Origin of the sequence: Paracoccus sp. SSJ, from assembly GCF_030234105.1 — a bacterium.
Classification (GTDB): domain Bacteria; phylum Pseudomonadota; class Alphaproteobacteria; order Rhodobacterales; family Rhodobacteraceae; genus Paracoccus; species Paracoccus denitrificans.
This window is the reverse complement of record NZ_JASSPE010000011.1, coordinates 14,762-28,532: the sequence shown is the minus strand read 5'-3', so window position 1 is coordinate 28,532 and position 13,771 is coordinate 14,762. Positions and strand designations below refer to the sequence as shown.

At 67.1% G+C, this 13,771-nt stretch carries 15 protein-coding genes; 10 read left to right on the top strand and 5 right to left on the bottom strand.

What is annotated here, in order from left to right; all coding sequences use genetic code 11:
* Window positions 1–31 precede the first annotated feature (31 nt).
* The 4 genes from QPR87_RS13305 to QPR87_RS13290 are packed head-to-tail and all read left to right on the top strand — an operon-like array spanning window position 32 to window position 2,422.
* Complete coding sequence (locus tag QPR87_RS13305) at window positions 32–769, top strand: double zinc ribbon domain-containing protein (RefSeq protein ID WP_285049836.1); 738 nt, start codon at window positions 32–34, stop codon at window positions 767–769.
* Window positions 770–804: 35 nt separating this feature from the next.
* On the top strand, window positions 805–1,068 hold the full coding sequence (gene grxC / locus QPR87_RS13300) for a glutaredoxin 3 (protein WP_230999679.1): 264 nt from the start codon (window positions 805–807) through the stop codon (window positions 1,066–1,068).
* Complete coding sequence (locus QPR87_RS13295) at window positions 1,065–1,916, top strand: carbon-nitrogen hydrolase family protein (RefSeq protein WP_285049835.1); 852 nt, start codon at window positions 1,065–1,067, stop codon at window positions 1,914–1,916. Before grxC ends, QPR87_RS13295 begins: the two co-directional genes overlap by 4 nt.
* Entirely contained in the window at window positions 1,913–2,422 is a 510-nt protein-coding gene (locus QPR87_RS13290) for a MarR family winged helix-turn-helix transcriptional regulator (protein ID WP_011748868.1), read from the top strand. Before QPR87_RS13295 ends, QPR87_RS13290 begins: the two co-directional genes overlap by 4 nt.
* A gap of 84 nt (window positions 2,423–2,506) precedes the next feature.
* On the opposite strand, the gene ubiG is transcribed toward QPR87_RS13290, so the two are convergent.
* On the bottom strand, window positions 2,507–3,274 hold the full coding sequence (gene ubiG / locus QPR87_RS13285; RefSeq protein WP_285049834.1) for a bifunctional 2-polyprenyl-6-hydroxyphenol methylase/3-demethylubiquinol 3-O-methyltransferase UbiG: 768 nt from the start codon (window positions 3,272–3,274) through the stop codon (window positions 2,507–2,509).
* 51 nt (window positions 3,275–3,325) lie between these two features.
* Here ubiG and pip point away from each other — a divergent pair, with 51 nt between their 5' ends.
* The 6 genes from pip (at window position 3,326) to infB (ending at window position 10,672) form a co-directional block, all read left to right on the top strand.
* The gene (gene pip / locus QPR87_RS13280; RefSeq protein ID WP_285049833.1) at window positions 3,326–4,309 is read left to right on the top strand and encodes a prolyl aminopeptidase; all 984 of its coding nucleotides are present in this window, start codon (window positions 3,326–3,328) and stop codon (window positions 4,307–4,309) included.
* A 54-nt stretch (window positions 4,310–4,363) separates the two neighbouring features.
* Window positions 4,364–5,038, top strand: a complete 675-nt coding sequence (locus QPR87_RS13275; protein ID WP_285049832.1) for a hypothetical protein — start codon at window positions 4,364–4,366, stop codon at window positions 5,036–5,038.
* A gap of 137 nt (window positions 5,039–5,175) precedes the next feature.
* Window positions 5,176–5,796: a ribosome maturation factor RimP gene (gene rimP, locus QPR87_RS13270; protein WP_011748871.1), complete on the top strand. Its 621-nt coding sequence runs from the start codon at window positions 5,176–5,178 to the stop codon at window positions 5,794–5,796.
* A gap of 3 nt (window positions 5,797–5,799) precedes the next feature.
* Window positions 5,800–7,479 carry a transcription termination factor NusA gene (gene nusA / locus QPR87_RS13265; protein ID WP_285049831.1) on the top strand — a complete coding sequence of 560 codons (1,680 nt, stop codon included), beginning with the start codon at window positions 5,800–5,802 and terminating at the stop codon, window positions 7,477–7,479.
* Window positions 7,480–7,494: 15 nt separating this feature from the next.
* A complete protein-coding gene (locus QPR87_RS13260) occupies window positions 7,495–8,115 on the top strand; it encodes an RNA-binding protein (RefSeq protein WP_285049830.1) in 621 nt (206 codons plus the stop codon).
* Window positions 8,116–8,122: 7 nt separating this feature from the next.
* Window positions 8,123–10,672, top strand: a complete 2,550-nt coding sequence (gene infB / locus QPR87_RS13255) for a translation initiation factor IF-2 (protein ID WP_285049829.1) — start codon at window positions 8,123–8,125, stop codon at window positions 10,670–10,672.
* 140 nt (window positions 10,673–10,812) lie between these two features.
* Here the strand turns inward: infB and QPR87_RS13250 are convergent, their stop codons facing one another.
* The 4 genes from QPR87_RS13250 to QPR87_RS13235 all read right to left on the bottom strand — a co-directional run bounded on the left by QPR87_RS13250 (window position 10,813) and on the right by QPR87_RS13235 (window position 13,696).
* Window positions 10,813–10,941, bottom strand: coding sequence for a hypothetical protein (locus QPR87_RS13250; protein ID WP_011748875.1), 129 nt, complete (start codon window positions 10,939–10,941; stop codon window positions 10,813–10,815).
* A gap of 119 nt (window positions 10,942–11,060) precedes the next feature.
* Window positions 11,061–11,459 carry an 8-oxo-dGTP diphosphatase MutT gene (gene mutT, locus QPR87_RS13245; protein ID WP_011748876.1) on the bottom strand — a complete coding sequence of 133 codons (399 nt, stop codon included), beginning with the start codon at window positions 11,457–11,459 and terminating at the stop codon, window positions 11,061–11,063.
* Window positions 11,456–12,853, bottom strand: coding sequence for a bifunctional glutamate N-acetyltransferase/amino-acid acetyltransferase ArgJ (gene argJ, locus QPR87_RS13240; RefSeq protein ID WP_285049828.1), 1,398 nt, complete (start codon window positions 12,851–12,853; stop codon window positions 11,456–11,458). The genes mutT and argJ overlap by 4 nt, the downstream gene beginning before the upstream one ends.
* A 3-nt stretch (window positions 12,854–12,856) precedes the next feature.
* The gene (locus tag QPR87_RS13235; protein WP_011748878.1) at window positions 12,857–13,696 is read right to left on the bottom strand and encodes a peptidylprolyl isomerase; all 840 of its coding nucleotides are present in this window, start codon (window positions 13,694–13,696) and stop codon (window positions 12,857–12,859) included.
* Between the last annotated feature and the right edge of the window lie 75 nt (window positions 13,697–13,771).

Genomic DNA, 13,771 nt, shown 5'->3' with positions numbered 1-13,771 from the left:
GGGGGCTGAACATAGGGGGCTTCGCAGCCTGATGAAAGGCGCATTGCGGCTGGTCTATCCGCCGCAATGCCTGTGCTGCGGCGCGCCGGTCGTCGAGGAAAGCGGGCTGTGCCCGGCCTGCTGGCGCGAGGCCGAGTTCATCACCGGCACCTGCTGCGCGCGCTGCGGTGCGCCCCTGCCGGGCGACGGATACGACGATGGCGGGGACGAGGCGGCAGGGCTGCTGGTCTGCGACGATTGCATCGCGATGCCGCGGCCCTGGCAGCAGGCGCGCGCGGCGCTGGTCTATCGCGGCGCCGGCCGCAGGCTGGCCCTGATGCTGAAACACGGCGACCGGCTGGACCTCGCCCCCGCTCTGGGTGGCTGGGTAGCACGGGCGGCGCTGCCGCTGCTGCGGCCGGATGCGGTGGTGGTGCCGGTGCCCGTGCATCTGCGCCGGCTGCTGAGACGCAAATACAACCAGGCCGAGATGCTGTCGCGGCGTGTCGCCCGCACGCATGGGCTGGCGCATCTGCCGGGCGCCCTGCGGCGGCTGCGGCATACGCCGATGCAGGATCACGGCGGCGTCCGCGACCGTTTCGCGAATGTCGAGGGCGCCATCGCCGTTCCTGCACGCATGGCCCCGCGCCTGCAGGGGCGCCCGGTGCTGCTGGTCGATGACGTGATGGCGTCGGGGGCGACGCTGGCCGCCTCGGCCCAGGCATTGGCGGCAGCGGGGGCAGGGCCGATCTCGGTCGTGGTTCTGGCGCGGGCGGTCAAGGATGCATAGATAGGGACCGAACCACGAATATCGGAACGCGCATGATGGCCAAGATCGAGATCTACACCACCCCCACCTGTCCCTATTGCATCGCCGCGAAATCGCTGCTGCAAAAGAAGGGCATTACCTATGAGGAAACCGATGTCAGCCGCGATCCGCAACTGCGCATCGCGATGACCCAGCGCGCCGGCGGGCGCCGCACCGTGCCGCAGATCTTCATCGACGGCCAGCATGTCGGCGGCAGCGACGACCTGCACGCACTGGAGCATCGGGGCAAGCTGGACGGATTGCTGGGCCTGACGGCATGAGCAAGGCGCTGACGGCGGGACTGGTGCAACTGAGCGTTTCGGACGACCCCGAACGCAACCTGCCGGTCACGCGGGCCCTGATCCGCGAAGCGGCGCAGGGCGGGGCAAGCTGGGTGCTGACGCCCGAGGCCACCAACCTGCTGGGCGCCAGCCGCGAGCGGCAGGAGCGCGTCCTGCACACCGAGGCCGACGACCCCACCCTGGCCGCGCTGCGCGAGGATGCGCGGGACCTTGGCGTCTGGCTGCTGATCGGCTCGCTGTCGCTGAAGACCGGCGATCCAGCCGAGGCGCGCTTTGCCAATCGCAGTTTCCTGATCGCGCCGGACGGCGGCATCCGGGCGCGATACGACAAGCTGCACATGTTCGACGTGACGGTGTCCGAGAACGAATCCTATCGCGAATCGGCGGCCTTCCGACCTGGAGAGCGGGCGGTACTGGCCAAGGAGCCGCTGCCCATCGGCATGACCGTCTGCTATGATCTGCGCTTTCCCCAGCTTTACCGCGCTCTGGCCAAGGCCGGGGCCGAGGTGTTGACGGTGCCCGCCGCCTTCAACGACACCACCGGCGCCGCGCATTGGGAGGTGCTGTTGCGCGCCCGCGCCATCGAGACCGGCTGCTTCGTGCTGGCCCCGGCGCAATGCGGCACGCATGCGAACCACGCCGAGCCGGACCGCCGGCCGCGCCGCAGCCATGGCCATTCGCTGGCCGTGGGTCCATGGGGAGAGGTGCTGGCCGATGGCGGCACCGAGCCGGGGGTCAGCCTCGTGACGCTTGACCCGGCGGCGGTTCTCGGGGCACGGTCCCGCATCCCATCCCTGACGCATGACCGGAACTTCGCGGGCCCATGATCCACAAGACGCACGACAACCCGCAAGGGCATGCCGAAGCCTCGGCCGATGCCTTGGCCGCAAGCCTGTTTTCCGAGGTGTTCATCGCCGACCAGCTGGCGCGCGACCTGATCGGCAAGGCGCTGCCCAAGGGCATGCAGATCTCGCATTTCTCGGTCCTGAACCTGCTGGCGCACCTGAATGTCGAGCGCACGCCGGCCGAGCTGGCCGAGGCGTTTCACGTCACACGCGGCGCCATGACCAACACGCTGTCGCGGCTGGAATGGGCCGGGCATATCCATATCCGCCCGGATTGGGACGACGCGCGGCGCAAGTTCATCGCCATCAGCCCGGCCGGGCGGGCGGCGCGCGACGCGGCGCTCGCCGCCTTCATGCCGCGAATCGCCGACGTGGTGCGGGATGTCGGCGCCGACCGGGTGCGCGCGGCGCTGCCGGTTTTGCGCATGCTGCGCAAGCAACTGGAAGAGACGTTGCGTCACGAAAACCGCGGCTCGGGCGGGCGCTGAACCGGCGCCGCCCCGCCCGGCAGCAACGCCTGCATGAGTATTTGAAGAACGAAGAAGCCCGGGAAGCGAGCTGCCGAAGCCGGCTCAGGCGTCGTGCAGTGCGGTCAGGACATAGTTCACCGACAGGTCGCGATGCGACAGCGACCAGCTCCAGCCCAGCGGGTTGAAGACCATGCCGCAGCGGTCCACGACCCGCAGCCCCGCGGCCTCGGTCATCTGCGCCAGTTCGTCGGGGGTGATGAAGCGGCGCCAGTCATGCGTGCCCTTGGGCAGCCAGCGCATGATCCATTCCGCACCGACGATGGCGGCGGCGAAGCTGCGCGCGGTGCGGTTCAGCGTCGAGACGATCAGCATGCCGCCCGGTGCCACCAGCTCGCGGCAGGTGGCGATGAACTGCGCGGGGTCGGCGACATGCTCGACGATCTCCAGCGCCATCACCACGTCGAAGCGGTGTCCGTCAGCCGCCAACGCCTCGGCCGTGGTGGCGCGGTAGTCGATGGCGAGGCCCTGCTCTTCGGCATGCAGGCGGGCGATGGCGATATTGCCCTCGGCCGCGTCGGCGCCGGTGACGGTTGCGCCCAGCCGGGCCATCGGCTCGGCCATCAGCCCGCCGCCGCAGCCGATGTCGAGCAGCGTCAGCCCCTGGAAAGGTCCGGCGGCCGCAAGGTCGCGGCCGAACTGCGCCGCGATCTGCGTGGTGACATAGTCCAGCCGCGTCGGGTTCAGCATGTGCAGCGGCTTGAACTTGCCTTGCGGGTCCCACCACTCGCGGGCCATGGCCTGGAACTTGGCGACCTCGGCCGGGTCGATGCTGCTGGGGGCCGGGTTGCTGGGGGCTGGTCTTTCGGTCATCTGGCCGTCCTTCATGTGGCGGGCGCGCGCGAGGCGCTATATAGTGGTGCCATGGACAGATTGGCAGGGCAAATCGGCGGCACGCCGTCGCATGGCAGGCTGCACCCGATGGTCGAGCCCTTCGACCGCCGGGTGATCGACGTCGGCGACGGCCACCAGTTGCATGTCGAGCAAAGCGGCAATCCCGACGGCGTGCCGGTGATCGTGCTGCATGGCGGACCGGGCGGCGGATGCAGCCCCTATATGCGGCGATTCTTCGATCCGGCGTATTACCGGGCGGTGCTGTTCGACCAGCGCGGCTGCGGCCGCTCGCAGCCCCATGCCGCCGTCATCGCCAACACCATCCAGCACCTGATCGCCGATATCGAGGTGATCCGCCGCACCTTGGGCATCGAGCGGGCGATCCTGTTCGGCGGCAGCTGGGGCGCGACCCTGGCCCTGGCCTATGCCCAGGCCCATCCCGAGCCGGTCGAAGCGCTGGTGCTGCGCGGGGTCTTCTTGGGCCGGCGGGCCGAGCTGGACTGGTTCTATGGCGGGGGCGTCGCGCGCTTCTTTCCCGATCGCTGGGCCGAGTTCCAGGCCCCGATTCCCGAGGCCGAGCGCGGCGACATGATCGCTGCCTATCACCGGCGGCTGTTCAGCGGCGACCGCGGGCAGGAGACGCGCTTCGCCCTGCCCTGGCTGGTCTGGGAAAACGCGCTGGCGGGGCTGGAGATCAACGGGCCGGGCCATGCACCCCCCGACTATGCCCGCACCTTCGCCCGGCTGGAGAATCACTATTTCGCCCATGGCTGCTTCCTGGCCGAGGGCCAGCTTTTGCGCGACCGCCACCGCATCCAGCATATCCCGGCCGTGATCGTGCAGGGCCGCTATGACATGGTCTGCCCGCCCGCCACCGCCTGGGAGCTGGCCGAGGGCTGGGACCGGGCCGAATTGCGGCTGGTCCCAGCCTCGGGCCATGCCCTGAGCGAGCCGCGAATCGCCGCTGAGCTGGTGCGCGTCATGGATAGTCTTGTTTTGTCCAATTTGTCTTGAAAACTTTCCCGAAGCGCCCTCCATGTCCATTGGAAAGATGTCGCGGGTGATCCAATGTATGAAGAGTATCTGAACACCTTCTCCGTTCCGTGGAAGAAGGTCGTTCGAAAATGGGCGAAGATGAACATCGCGTATGCGGAGGCGGTCGAAGATCTGCCCGCATGGTATGTGGAGAACTCGAACAGCGCACTGTTTTCCAGCGCGCTTTGGGCATGCGACTATCCTTCGATATGCGAAACAGACATCGGCAAGCAGGTCATCAGCGGCCTGCCGGGACGGCGGAGGGCATATGACGGCAGGACAGACATAGAAGCCCTGGTCGAAGACGAGCTTTTCCTGTTCGAGGCCAAGAAAAGGCATTTGAACCTGTCGGGGGATTCCAGGCGAGCCCTGCGCCACAACGTCATCGCCCGCGCCCTTGACGAGGCGTTGAGCGATACCGCCAAGATTCGTTCGGCCGCGGGCAACCTGACCGCGAAAGCCGGCTCGATCGTGTTCTTCTCTGCTGTCCTGAGCGCGGACTATTTCGGTCAGGGGAAATGGATCAGCAAAAGGCGCGAGCGGATCGTCGATGAGCTTGAAGCTTTCAAGAGGAACATGTCCGACCTGCGCTTCAAGGATGTCGACCTGATGTATGCCGCCTATTTCTCGGATACGTCCCGGCTTTCCATCTCGACCGACGATTATCGCCCGGTCGCCTTCGGAGTTTGCATGACCTTGCCGAAATAGGCGGAGGACACGGAACGCTTGCAATCCGCGACGGATGGCCCTATATGCGGCTCAACAGCGGCGCAGGCGTCCACAACCTGCCCACCGGTAAGACGCACGGGCCGCCTAGGCCCGTTTTTCGTATTTGGGGTATCAGCATGACCGACCTCATCGCCAAGACCGCCATCGACCGGCGTCTGGCCGAGATCATTTCCCCGGTCATCGAGGATCTGGGTTTCGAACTGGTGCGCATCCGCCTGCAAGGCGGCAAGACCGCGACCTTGCAGATCATGGCCGACCGGCCCGAAGGCGGCATCAACGTCGATGACTGCGCCGACATCTCGACCGCCGTCAGCGCGATCCTGGATGTCGAGGACCCGCTGGAGGATGCCTATCACCTTGAGGTCTCGAGCCCCGGTATCGACCGGCCGCTGACCCGGCTGAAGGATTTCGAAACCTTCGAGGGTTACGAGGCGCGGCTGGAAACGAACCAGCCCATCGACGGTCGCAAGCGCTTCAAGGGCGTGCTGGCGGGCGTCGAGAAGGGTGAGGGCGGCGACGAGGTTCTGCTGAACATCGAGGAAGGCGGCGAGACCCAGACCATCGGGCTGAACTTCGACTGGCTTTCCGATGCGAAACTGGTCCTGACCGACGAACTGATCGCCGAGATGCTGCGACAGAAAAAGGACGCGGGCGTGCAGATCGAGAATCTGGACGAAGCCGCCTTTGACGAGATCGAAACGGAAGCCGGCGAAGACAACGCCGCCGCGAAGGAGTGAGGAATGGCCATCACCTCTGCCAACCAGCTTGAACTGCTGCAAACCGCCGAGGCCGTTGCACGGGAAAAGATGATCGACCCCGATCTGGTGATCGAGGCGATGGAGGACAGCCTGGCCCGCGCGGCGAAGTCGCGCTATGGCAGCGAGATGGACATCCGGGTCCATATCGACCGCAAGACCGGCAACGCCACCTTCACCCGCGCCCGCACCGTGGTCGAGGAAGAGGCGGTCGAGAACTATCAGGCGCAATTCACCGCCGACCAGGCTGCGCCCTATTTCGAGCCCTCGAAGGACGGCCGCGCCCATTGGCTGCGCGACGGCGCGCAGCTGGCCGATTTCTCGGGCAGGCCGCAGCCCGGCGACGTGTTCGAGGAGCAGGTGCCCCCGGTCGATCTGGGCCGCATCGCCGCGCAATCGGCCAAGCAGGTGATCCTGCAAAGGGTCCGCGAGGCCGAGCGCGACCGCCAATACGAGGAATTCAAGGACCGCGTCGGCAGCATCATCAACGGCGTCGTCAAGCGCGAGGAATACGGCAACATCATCGTTGACGTGGGCCGCGGCGAGGCGATCCTGCGCCGCAACGAAAAGATCGGCCGCGAAAGCTATCGCCCGAACGACCGCATCCGCGCCTATGTCAAGGACGTGCGCCGCGAGGCGCGCGGCCCGCAGATCTTCCTGTCGCGCACCGATCCGCAGTTCATGGCCGAGCTGTTCAAGATGGAAGTGCCGGAAATCTATGACGGCGTGATCGAGATCAAGGCCGTGGCCCGCGATCCCGGCTCGCGCGCCAAGATCGCCGTGATCTCCTACGACAACTCGATCGACCCGGTCGGCGCCTGCGTCGGCATGCGCGGCTCGCGCGTGCAGGCCGTGGTCGGCGAGCTGCAGGGCGAAAAGATCGACATCATCCCGTGGTCCGACGATCAGGCGACCTTCCTGGTGAACGCGCTGCAACCGGCCGAGGTGGCGAAGGTCGTCTTCGACGAGGACGCGACCCGCATCGAGGTGGTGGTGCCGGACGAGCAACTGTCGCTGGCCATCGGCCGTCGCGGCCAGAACGTGCGGCTGGCAAGCCAGCTGACGGGCCTCGACATCGATATCCTCACCGAAGAAGAGGAATCGAAGCGCCGGCAGGCCGAGTTCAACGCCCGCACCAAGCTGTTCATGGACGCGCTGGACCTGGACGAGTTCTTTGCCCAGCTTCTGGTCGCCGAGGGCTTCACCAACCTCGAAGAGGTGGCCTATGTCGACCTGGACGAGTTGCTCTCGATCGAGGGCGTGGACGAAGGCACCGCCGAGGAACTGCAGACCCGCGCCCGCGAGCACCTGGAGGCCGCGAACAAGGCCGCGCTGGAAAACGCCCGCGCCCTTGGCGTCGAGGACAGCCTGATCGAGTTCGAGGGGCTGACCCCGCAGATGGTCGAGGCGTTGGCCAAGGACGGCGTCAAGACGCTGGAAGACTTCGCCACCTGCGCCGATTGGGAACTGGCCGGCGGCTGGACCACGCAGAACGGCCAGCGCGTCAAGGACGACGGCATCCTGGAGCCCTTCGACGTCTCTCTGGAAGAGGCGCAGACCATGGTGATGACCGCCCGCGTGATGCTGGGCTGGGTCGACCCGACCGAACTCGAATCGGCCGACGAAGCCGAGGCCGAGGGCGACGAACAGGAGGCCGGGGTGTAACGCCCCGGGAGCCGGATGACGCGCGGGGGCCGTATCAAGGACCGCGACACGCCGGAACGGCGCTGCATCGTCACGGGCGAGGTCCAGCCCAAGGCTGGGCTGATCCGCTTTGTCGCGGACCCCGATGGCGAGGTGGTGCCGGATCTGGCCGAGAAGCTGCCCGGACGCGGCTTCTGGGTGGTGGCCGACCGGCAGGCGCTGGACAAGGCTGCCGCCAAGGGCTTGTTTTCACGGGGCGCCAAGGCGCGGGTGACCGCCCCGCCCGAGCTGCTGGCGATGATCGAAACCGGGCTGGCGCGGCGGGTGACGGACACGCTGTCGCTTGCGCGCAAGGCCGGGCTGGCGGTCGCCGGCTTCGAAAAGGTCAAGGACTGGCTGGCCGCCGGCAAAGCCAAGGTACTCTTGCAGGCCAGCGACGGATCGGAACGCGGCAAGGGCAAGCTCTGGACCCCACCCGGGGGCCGGTGGTTCGGCTGCATGACCGCCTCAGAATTAGGTTTGTCCTTTGGGCGCGATCATGTCATACACAGCGCGCTTGCGCCTGGGGGCCTGACCGAAAAATTGATCAGGGACGCGAGCAGACTGACAGGTCTGCGCGAGCATGACGGTGGCAATGCGGCTGCCGGGAAGGAATGAAGATCGGATGAGCGATACTGACGGAAAGAAACCCCTGGGTCTTGGTGGCGGCCGTTCGGGCCATGTGAAGCAAAGCTTCAGCCACGGACGGACCCATAACGTGGTCGTAGAGACCAAGCGCAAGCGCGTGGTCGTGCCCGGCAAGACGGGCGCGGCGGCTGGCGGCGGGCGCTCGGGCTCGCCCTCGGCCGTGTCGGGCGACCCGTCTAAGCGACCCGCCGGCATCTCGGATGCCGAGATGGAGCGGCGCATGGCCGCCTTGCGCGCCGCCAAGGCCCGCGAGGTCGAAGAGGCCGCGCAGCGCATTGCCGACGAAAAGGCCCGCGAGGAAGAACGCGAGCGCCGCCGGCTCGAGCTGGAGGCCAAGGAGCGCGAGGAGCGCGAGCGCGAGGAAGCCCTGCGGCTGAAGGCCGAGGAAGACGAGCGCCGCGCCCGCGAGGCCGAGTTGCGCGAAAAGAAGAAGGCCGAGATCGCCAAGCCCAAGACGGAAGCCCGCCCGGCGACACCCGCCGACCGTGCCGCCGCCGAGGCCGCCGCCGTGCGCGCCGAGACCAAGGGCGTCAGCGCCGCCGGCCCGCGCAAGACCGACCGCGACCGCGATACCCGCGGCGGCGGCGGCGGCGACGACCGCGACAACCGCAACAAGGGCCGCGACGACAGCCGCCGCACCGGCAAGCTGTCGCTTTCGCAGGCGCTGGACGGCGAAGGCGGGCGCCAGCGCAGCCTGGCCGCGATGAAGCGCAAGCAGGAAAAGGCCCGGCAAAAGGCCATGGGCGGCAACCAGCGCGCCGAAAAGCAGGTGCGCGACGTGCAGCTGCCCGAAACCATCGTGGTTTCGGAGCTGGCCAACCGCATGGCCGAGCGCACGCCGGATGTCATCAAGTCGCTGATGCGCATGGGCATGATGGTCACCGCCAACCAGTCGATCGACGCCGACACCGCCGAGCTGGTGATCGACGAGTTCGGCCATCACGCCGTCCGCGTCTCGGATGCCGATGTCGAGCAGGTCATCGACCAGGTCGAGGACAAGCCCGAGGATATGCAGCCGCGCGCGCCGATCATCACCATCATGGGCCATGTCGACCACGGCAAGACCTCGCTGCTGGACGCGATCCGTCACGCCAATGTCGTGGCGGGCGAAGCCGGCGGCATCACCCAGCATATCGGCGCCTATCAGGTGAAAGCCTCGAACGGGGCGGTGCTGACCTTCCTCGACACGCCCGGCCACGCGGCCTTCACCTCGATGCGGGCCCGTGGCGCGCAGGTGACGGATATCGTCGTGCTGGTGGTCGCCGCCGATGACGCCGTGATGCCGCAGACGGTCGAGGCGATCAACCACGCCAAGGCCGCCAAGGTGCCGATGATCGTGGCGATCAACAAGATCGACAAGCCCGCCGCCAACCCGCAGAAGGTCCGCACCGATCTGCTGCTGCACGAGGTCGTCGTCGAGGCGATGTCGGGCGAGGTGCAGGATGTCGAGGTCTCGGCCAAGACCGGCCAGGGCCTGGACACACTCCTGGAAGCCATTGCGCTGCAGGCCGAGATCCTCGAACTGAAGGCCAATCCCGACCGCCCGGCCCAGGGCGCGGTGATCGAAGCGCAGCTGGACGTCGGCCGGGGCCCGGTCGCCACGGTCCTGGTCCAGAACGGCACGCTGAAGCGCGGCGACATCTTCGTCGTCGGCGAACAGTGGGGCAAGGTTCGCGCCCTGATCAACGACAAGGGCGAGCGCGTGGACGAGGCCGGCCCCTCGGTCCCGGTCGAGGTGCTGGGCCTGAACGGCACGCCCGAGGCGGGCGACGTGCTGAACGTCGTCTCGACCGAGGCGCAGGCCCGCGAGATCGCGGATTACCGCATCCAGGCCGCCAAGGACAAACGCGCCGCCGCCGGTGCCGCGATCACGCTGGACCAGATGCTGGCCAAGGCCAAGGCCGACGAGAACGTCGCCGAACTGCCGGTGGTCATCAAGGCCGACGTGCAGGGCTCGGCCGAGGCCATCGTCCAGGCGCTGGAAAAGATCGGCAACGACGAGGTGCGCGTCCGCGTGCTGCATTACGGCGTCGGCGCGATCACCGAATCGGATATCGGCCTGGCCGAGGCCAGCCAGGCACCGGTGATCGGCTTCAACGTCCGGGCAAATGCCCCGGCGCGGAACGCCGCCAACCAGAAAGGGGTCGAGATCCGCTATTACTCGATCATCTACGACCTGGTTGACGACATCAAGGCGGCGGCCTCGGGCCTGCTTTCCGCCGAAGTGCGCGAGAACTTCATCGGCTATGCCGAGATCAAGGAAGTCTTCCGCGTTTCGGGCGTGGGCAATGTCGCCGGCTGCCTCGTCACCGAGGGCGTGGCGCGTCGCTCGGCCGGCGTGCGCCTGCTGCGCGACAACGTGGTGATCCACGAGGGCACGCTGAAGACGCTCAAGCGCTTCAAGGACGAGGTCAAGGAAGTGCAGTCCGGCCAGGAATGCGGCATGGCCTTCGAAAACTACGACGACATCCGCAAGGGCGATGTCATCGAGATCTTCGAGCGCGAGGAAGTGCAGCGCCAGCTGTGATCCGGCAATCGAACGGCATGGATTGGGGGCGGGCCTGCGGGTCCGCCCTTTCCATGTCGGAGCCCTGTGCCGAGCCGTAAAAAAGAACGGGGCCCGCCATGGGCCCCGTTCCGCTATCATGTGGGCACGTTTCTGTTGCGTCAGGACAGGACGGGCTTGCCCTCATAGGTTTTGCTGCCTACGCGGACAACGACATTCCCGTTCGCCTGCTGCCGTTCGAAGATACCTTGAACAGAAATGCAGCTGCCGATCGTGATCGTGCGAATCATGTCCGATCTCCTCCTCTACAGGATTTCAGAATTGTCCCGGAAACGTTGAAAGTTAACTAACAATGCTCGATGATCGGGCGAATTGGCGACAAGCGCCCGGCTGGCGTGACCAATATGCCTCACAGCCAGTCGCGCAGGATGGGAAGCAGGGGCAAGTCCGCAGGCGGCATCGGGTATTTGTTCAGGTCCTGGGATCGCGCCCAGGCCAGGTTCTGCCCTTCCTGCGGCATCGGCACGCCCTGCCAGCGCCGGCAGGCGAACAGCGGCATCAGCAGGTGGAAGTCGTCATAGGCATGGCTGGCAAAGGTCAGCGGCGCAAGGCACGAGTGCCAGGTTTCGATACCCAGCTCCTCGTGCAGTTCGCGGATCAGCGCGGCCTCGGGGGTCTCGCCCGGCTCGACCTTGCCGCCCGGAAACTCCCACAGGCCCGCGAGGGACTTGCCCTCGGGGCGCTGCGCCAGAAGCACGCGGCCGTCCGCATCGATCAGCGCGACGGCCGCGACAAGCACCATCTTCATGAGCGGTAATCGGCGTTGATGTCGATGTAGCCATGCGTCAGGTCGCAGGTCCAGACCGTGCGCCTGCCCTTGCCCAGCCCCAGGTCGACGCCGACGACCAGATGGTCGCGCTTCATATAGGCGCTGGCGGCGGCCTCGTCATAGCCGGGTGCACGCCAGCCGTTCTCGGCCAGCACCATGTCGCCGAAGCGGATGGTCAGCCGGTCGCGGTCGGCCTCGGCGCCGGACTTGCCCACGGCCATGACCACGCGGCCCCAGTTCGCATCCTCGCCGGCGATGGCGGTCTTGACCAGCGGCGAATTGGCGATGGCCATGGCGACGCGATGCGCATCGGCATCGCTGGCCGCACCCGTCACCTGCACCTCGACGAATTTCGTCGCCCCCTCGCCGTCCCGCACAACCTGCTGCGCCAGGTCCAGCATGACCTGCGACAGCGCCTTGCCGAAGGCCCGCGCCGGGGCCGAGCGCAGGTCGGTGATCGGTGCCGCCTTCGACTTGCCGGTCGCCGCCAGGATCAGCGCATCCGAGGTCGAGGTGTCGCTGTCCACGGTGATGGCGTTGAAGGTCTCGTCCATGCGCGACGACAGCATGCGCTGCAGCAGCGCGGGCGCGATCTGCGCATCGGTGAAGACATAGACCAGCATGGTCGCCATGTCGGGCGCGATCATGCCCGAACCCTTGGCGATGCCGACGATGTTGATGGTGCCGCCGTCGCCCTCGAAACTGGCCGCCGCGCCCTTGGGGAAGGTGTCGGTGGTCATGATGGCCCGCGCCGCGCCGGCCGCGCCGCCCGCATCCAGATTGGCGGCAAGGTCGCCGATCACGGCGGTGATGCGCTCGGCCGGCAGCGGCTCGCCGATCACCCCGGTCGAGGACGAAAACACCCGCTCGCGCGGCACCCCCAGCGCCTTGGCGACGCCGCCGGTGACGGCATCCACCGCCTCTTGCCCGTTCTTGCCGGTGAAGGCGTTGGCGTTGCCCGAGTTCACCAGGATCGCCGCACCCTTGGCCGTGTCCTGCTTCAGCGCCAGCTTGGCCTGGCAGTCCAGAACGCTGGCCGCGCGGGTCGAGGACTTGGTGAAGGCGCCGGCGATGGCGGTGCCCGGCGCCAGCCGGACCAGCATGACATCGGTGCGGCCCTGGTATTTCACCCCAGCCGCGCCCGAGGCGAACTCGGCCCCCTCGATCACCGGCAGATCGGGAAAGCGCGCGGGCGCCAACGGTGAAACGGGGTTCTTGGGCTTCACCGCAGCCGCCACCGCGGCCTCGGCCCGGGCCTCAAGGCCCGCCGCGGCCTCCTTGAGCGCGGATTTCAGCTTTTTCAGCTTCTTCTTCAGCACTTTCAGCTTTTCGGCATCGGAAAGCCGGGATTTCTTGTCATCCGTCTTGGCCATCGATCACTCTCCCAGAATGTCGGTCTTGTTCAGCAGGTCGACGGCAAGCCCCTCGGTCTTCTCGACCTTGGCTTCGGTCACGCGCTTCTCGATCTCGGCCTGCACCTTGTCGCGGCGGACCTGCACGGCCAGTTGCTCCTTGATCTCTTCAAAGGCGGGGGGCGTGACCTCGCGCGTGTCGTTCAGCTTGATGACATGCCAGCCGAACTGGGTCTCGACGGGCTCGGAAACCTGGCCCTTTTCCAGCGCCTTCACGGCTTCGGCAAAGGGCTCGACCATCTGCTCGGGCTGGAACCAGCCCAGGTCGCCCTTGTTCGGGCCGGAATTGTCGGTCGACTTCTCCTCGGCCAGCGCACCGAAATCGGCACCTTCTGCCAGTTGCTTGGCGATGGCCTCGGCCTCTTCCCTGGTCTTCACCAGGATATGGGCGGCATTGTATTCCACTGCAGGCTCGGCCTGGCCGCCGAACGCCTGGTCATAGGCGGCTTTCAGCTCGGCCTCGTCCGGCTCCGCGGCGGCGATCTTTTCCAGCACCGAACCGGCCAGATAGGCGCGCTTCTCGATCTCCAGCGCCACGGCGTCGCGCTTGCTCAGCGGCTCGGCGGCCTGCGCCACGGCGGTCTGGCGGATCATCTGGTCCAGCATCAGGTCCCACAGCGCCGAATCCGGCAGGCCCTGGGTCGCCTGCGCGTCCAGCCCCTGCCGCATGGCGACCATCTGGCCCAGCGTGATCGCCTCGCCGTTGACGGTAGCGACGACCGTATCGGCATCCTGCGCCAGGACGGGCAAGGCCGGGACAGCCGCAGAAAGCAGCACGGAGACGGCAAGAAGCGGTTTCAGCATAGGTTTCCCCTTCATGGGACGGCGCGTCCACGCACAGGTGAACGGGCGCAAGCGTTGACAGTGGGCCGGCCGGGG

What these genes read in the sequence shown, in the direction of transcription:
- QPR87_RS13290 (WP_011748868.1), top strand. Translation starts at nt 1,913, where the DNA reads ATGATCCACAAGACGCACGACAACCCGCAAGGGCATGCCGAAGCCTCG.
- QPR87_RS13295 (WP_285049835.1), top strand. Translation starts at nt 1,065, where the DNA reads ATGAGCAAGGCGCTGACGGCGGGACTGGTGCAACTGAGCGTTTCGGAC.
- argJ (WP_285049828.1), bottom strand. Translation starts at nt 12,853, where the DNA reads ATGGCCAAGACGGATGACAAGAAATCCCGGCTTTCCGATGCCGAAAAG.
- infB (WP_285049829.1), top strand. Translation starts at nt 8,123, where the DNA reads ATGAGCGATACTGACGGAAAGAAACCCCTGGGTCTTGGTGGCGGCCGT.
- QPR87_RS13260 (WP_285049830.1), top strand. Translation starts at nt 7,495, where the DNA reads ATGACGCGCGGGGGCCGTATCAAGGACCGCGACACGCCGGAACGGCGC.
- mutT (WP_011748876.1), bottom strand. Translation starts at nt 11,459, where the DNA reads ATGAAGATGGTGCTTGTCGCGGCCGTCGCGCTGATCGATGCGGACGGC.
- nusA (WP_285049831.1), top strand. Translation starts at nt 5,800, where the DNA reads ATGGCCATCACCTCTGCCAACCAGCTTGAACTGCTGCAAACCGCCGAG.
- QPR87_RS13235 (WP_011748878.1), bottom strand. Translation starts at nt 13,696, where the DNA reads ATGCTGAAACCGCTTCTTGCCGTCTCCGTGCTGCTTTCTGCGGCTGTC.
- pip (WP_285049833.1), top strand. Translation starts at nt 3,326, where the DNA reads ATGGACAGATTGGCAGGGCAAATCGGCGGCACGCCGTCGCATGGCAGG.
- grxC (WP_230999679.1), top strand. Translation starts at nt 805, where the DNA reads ATGGCCAAGATCGAGATCTACACCACCCCCACCTGTCCCTATTGCATC.
- ubiG (WP_285049834.1), bottom strand. Translation starts at nt 3,274, where the DNA reads ATGACCGAAAGACCAGCCCCCAGCAACCCGGCCCCCAGCAGCATCGAC.
- QPR87_RS13275 (WP_285049832.1), top strand. Translation starts at nt 4,364, where the DNA reads ATGTATGAAGAGTATCTGAACACCTTCTCCGTTCCGTGGAAGAAGGTC.
- QPR87_RS13305 (WP_285049836.1), top strand. Translation starts at nt 32, where the DNA reads ATGAAAGGCGCATTGCGGCTGGTCTATCCGCCGCAATGCCTGTGCTGC.
- QPR87_RS13250 (WP_011748875.1), bottom strand. Translation starts at nt 10,941, where the DNA reads ATGATTCGCACGATCACGATCGGCAGCTGCATTTCTGTTCAAGGTATC.
- rimP (WP_011748871.1), top strand. Translation starts at nt 5,176, where the DNA reads ATGACCGACCTCATCGCCAAGACCGCCATCGACCGGCGTCTGGCCGAG.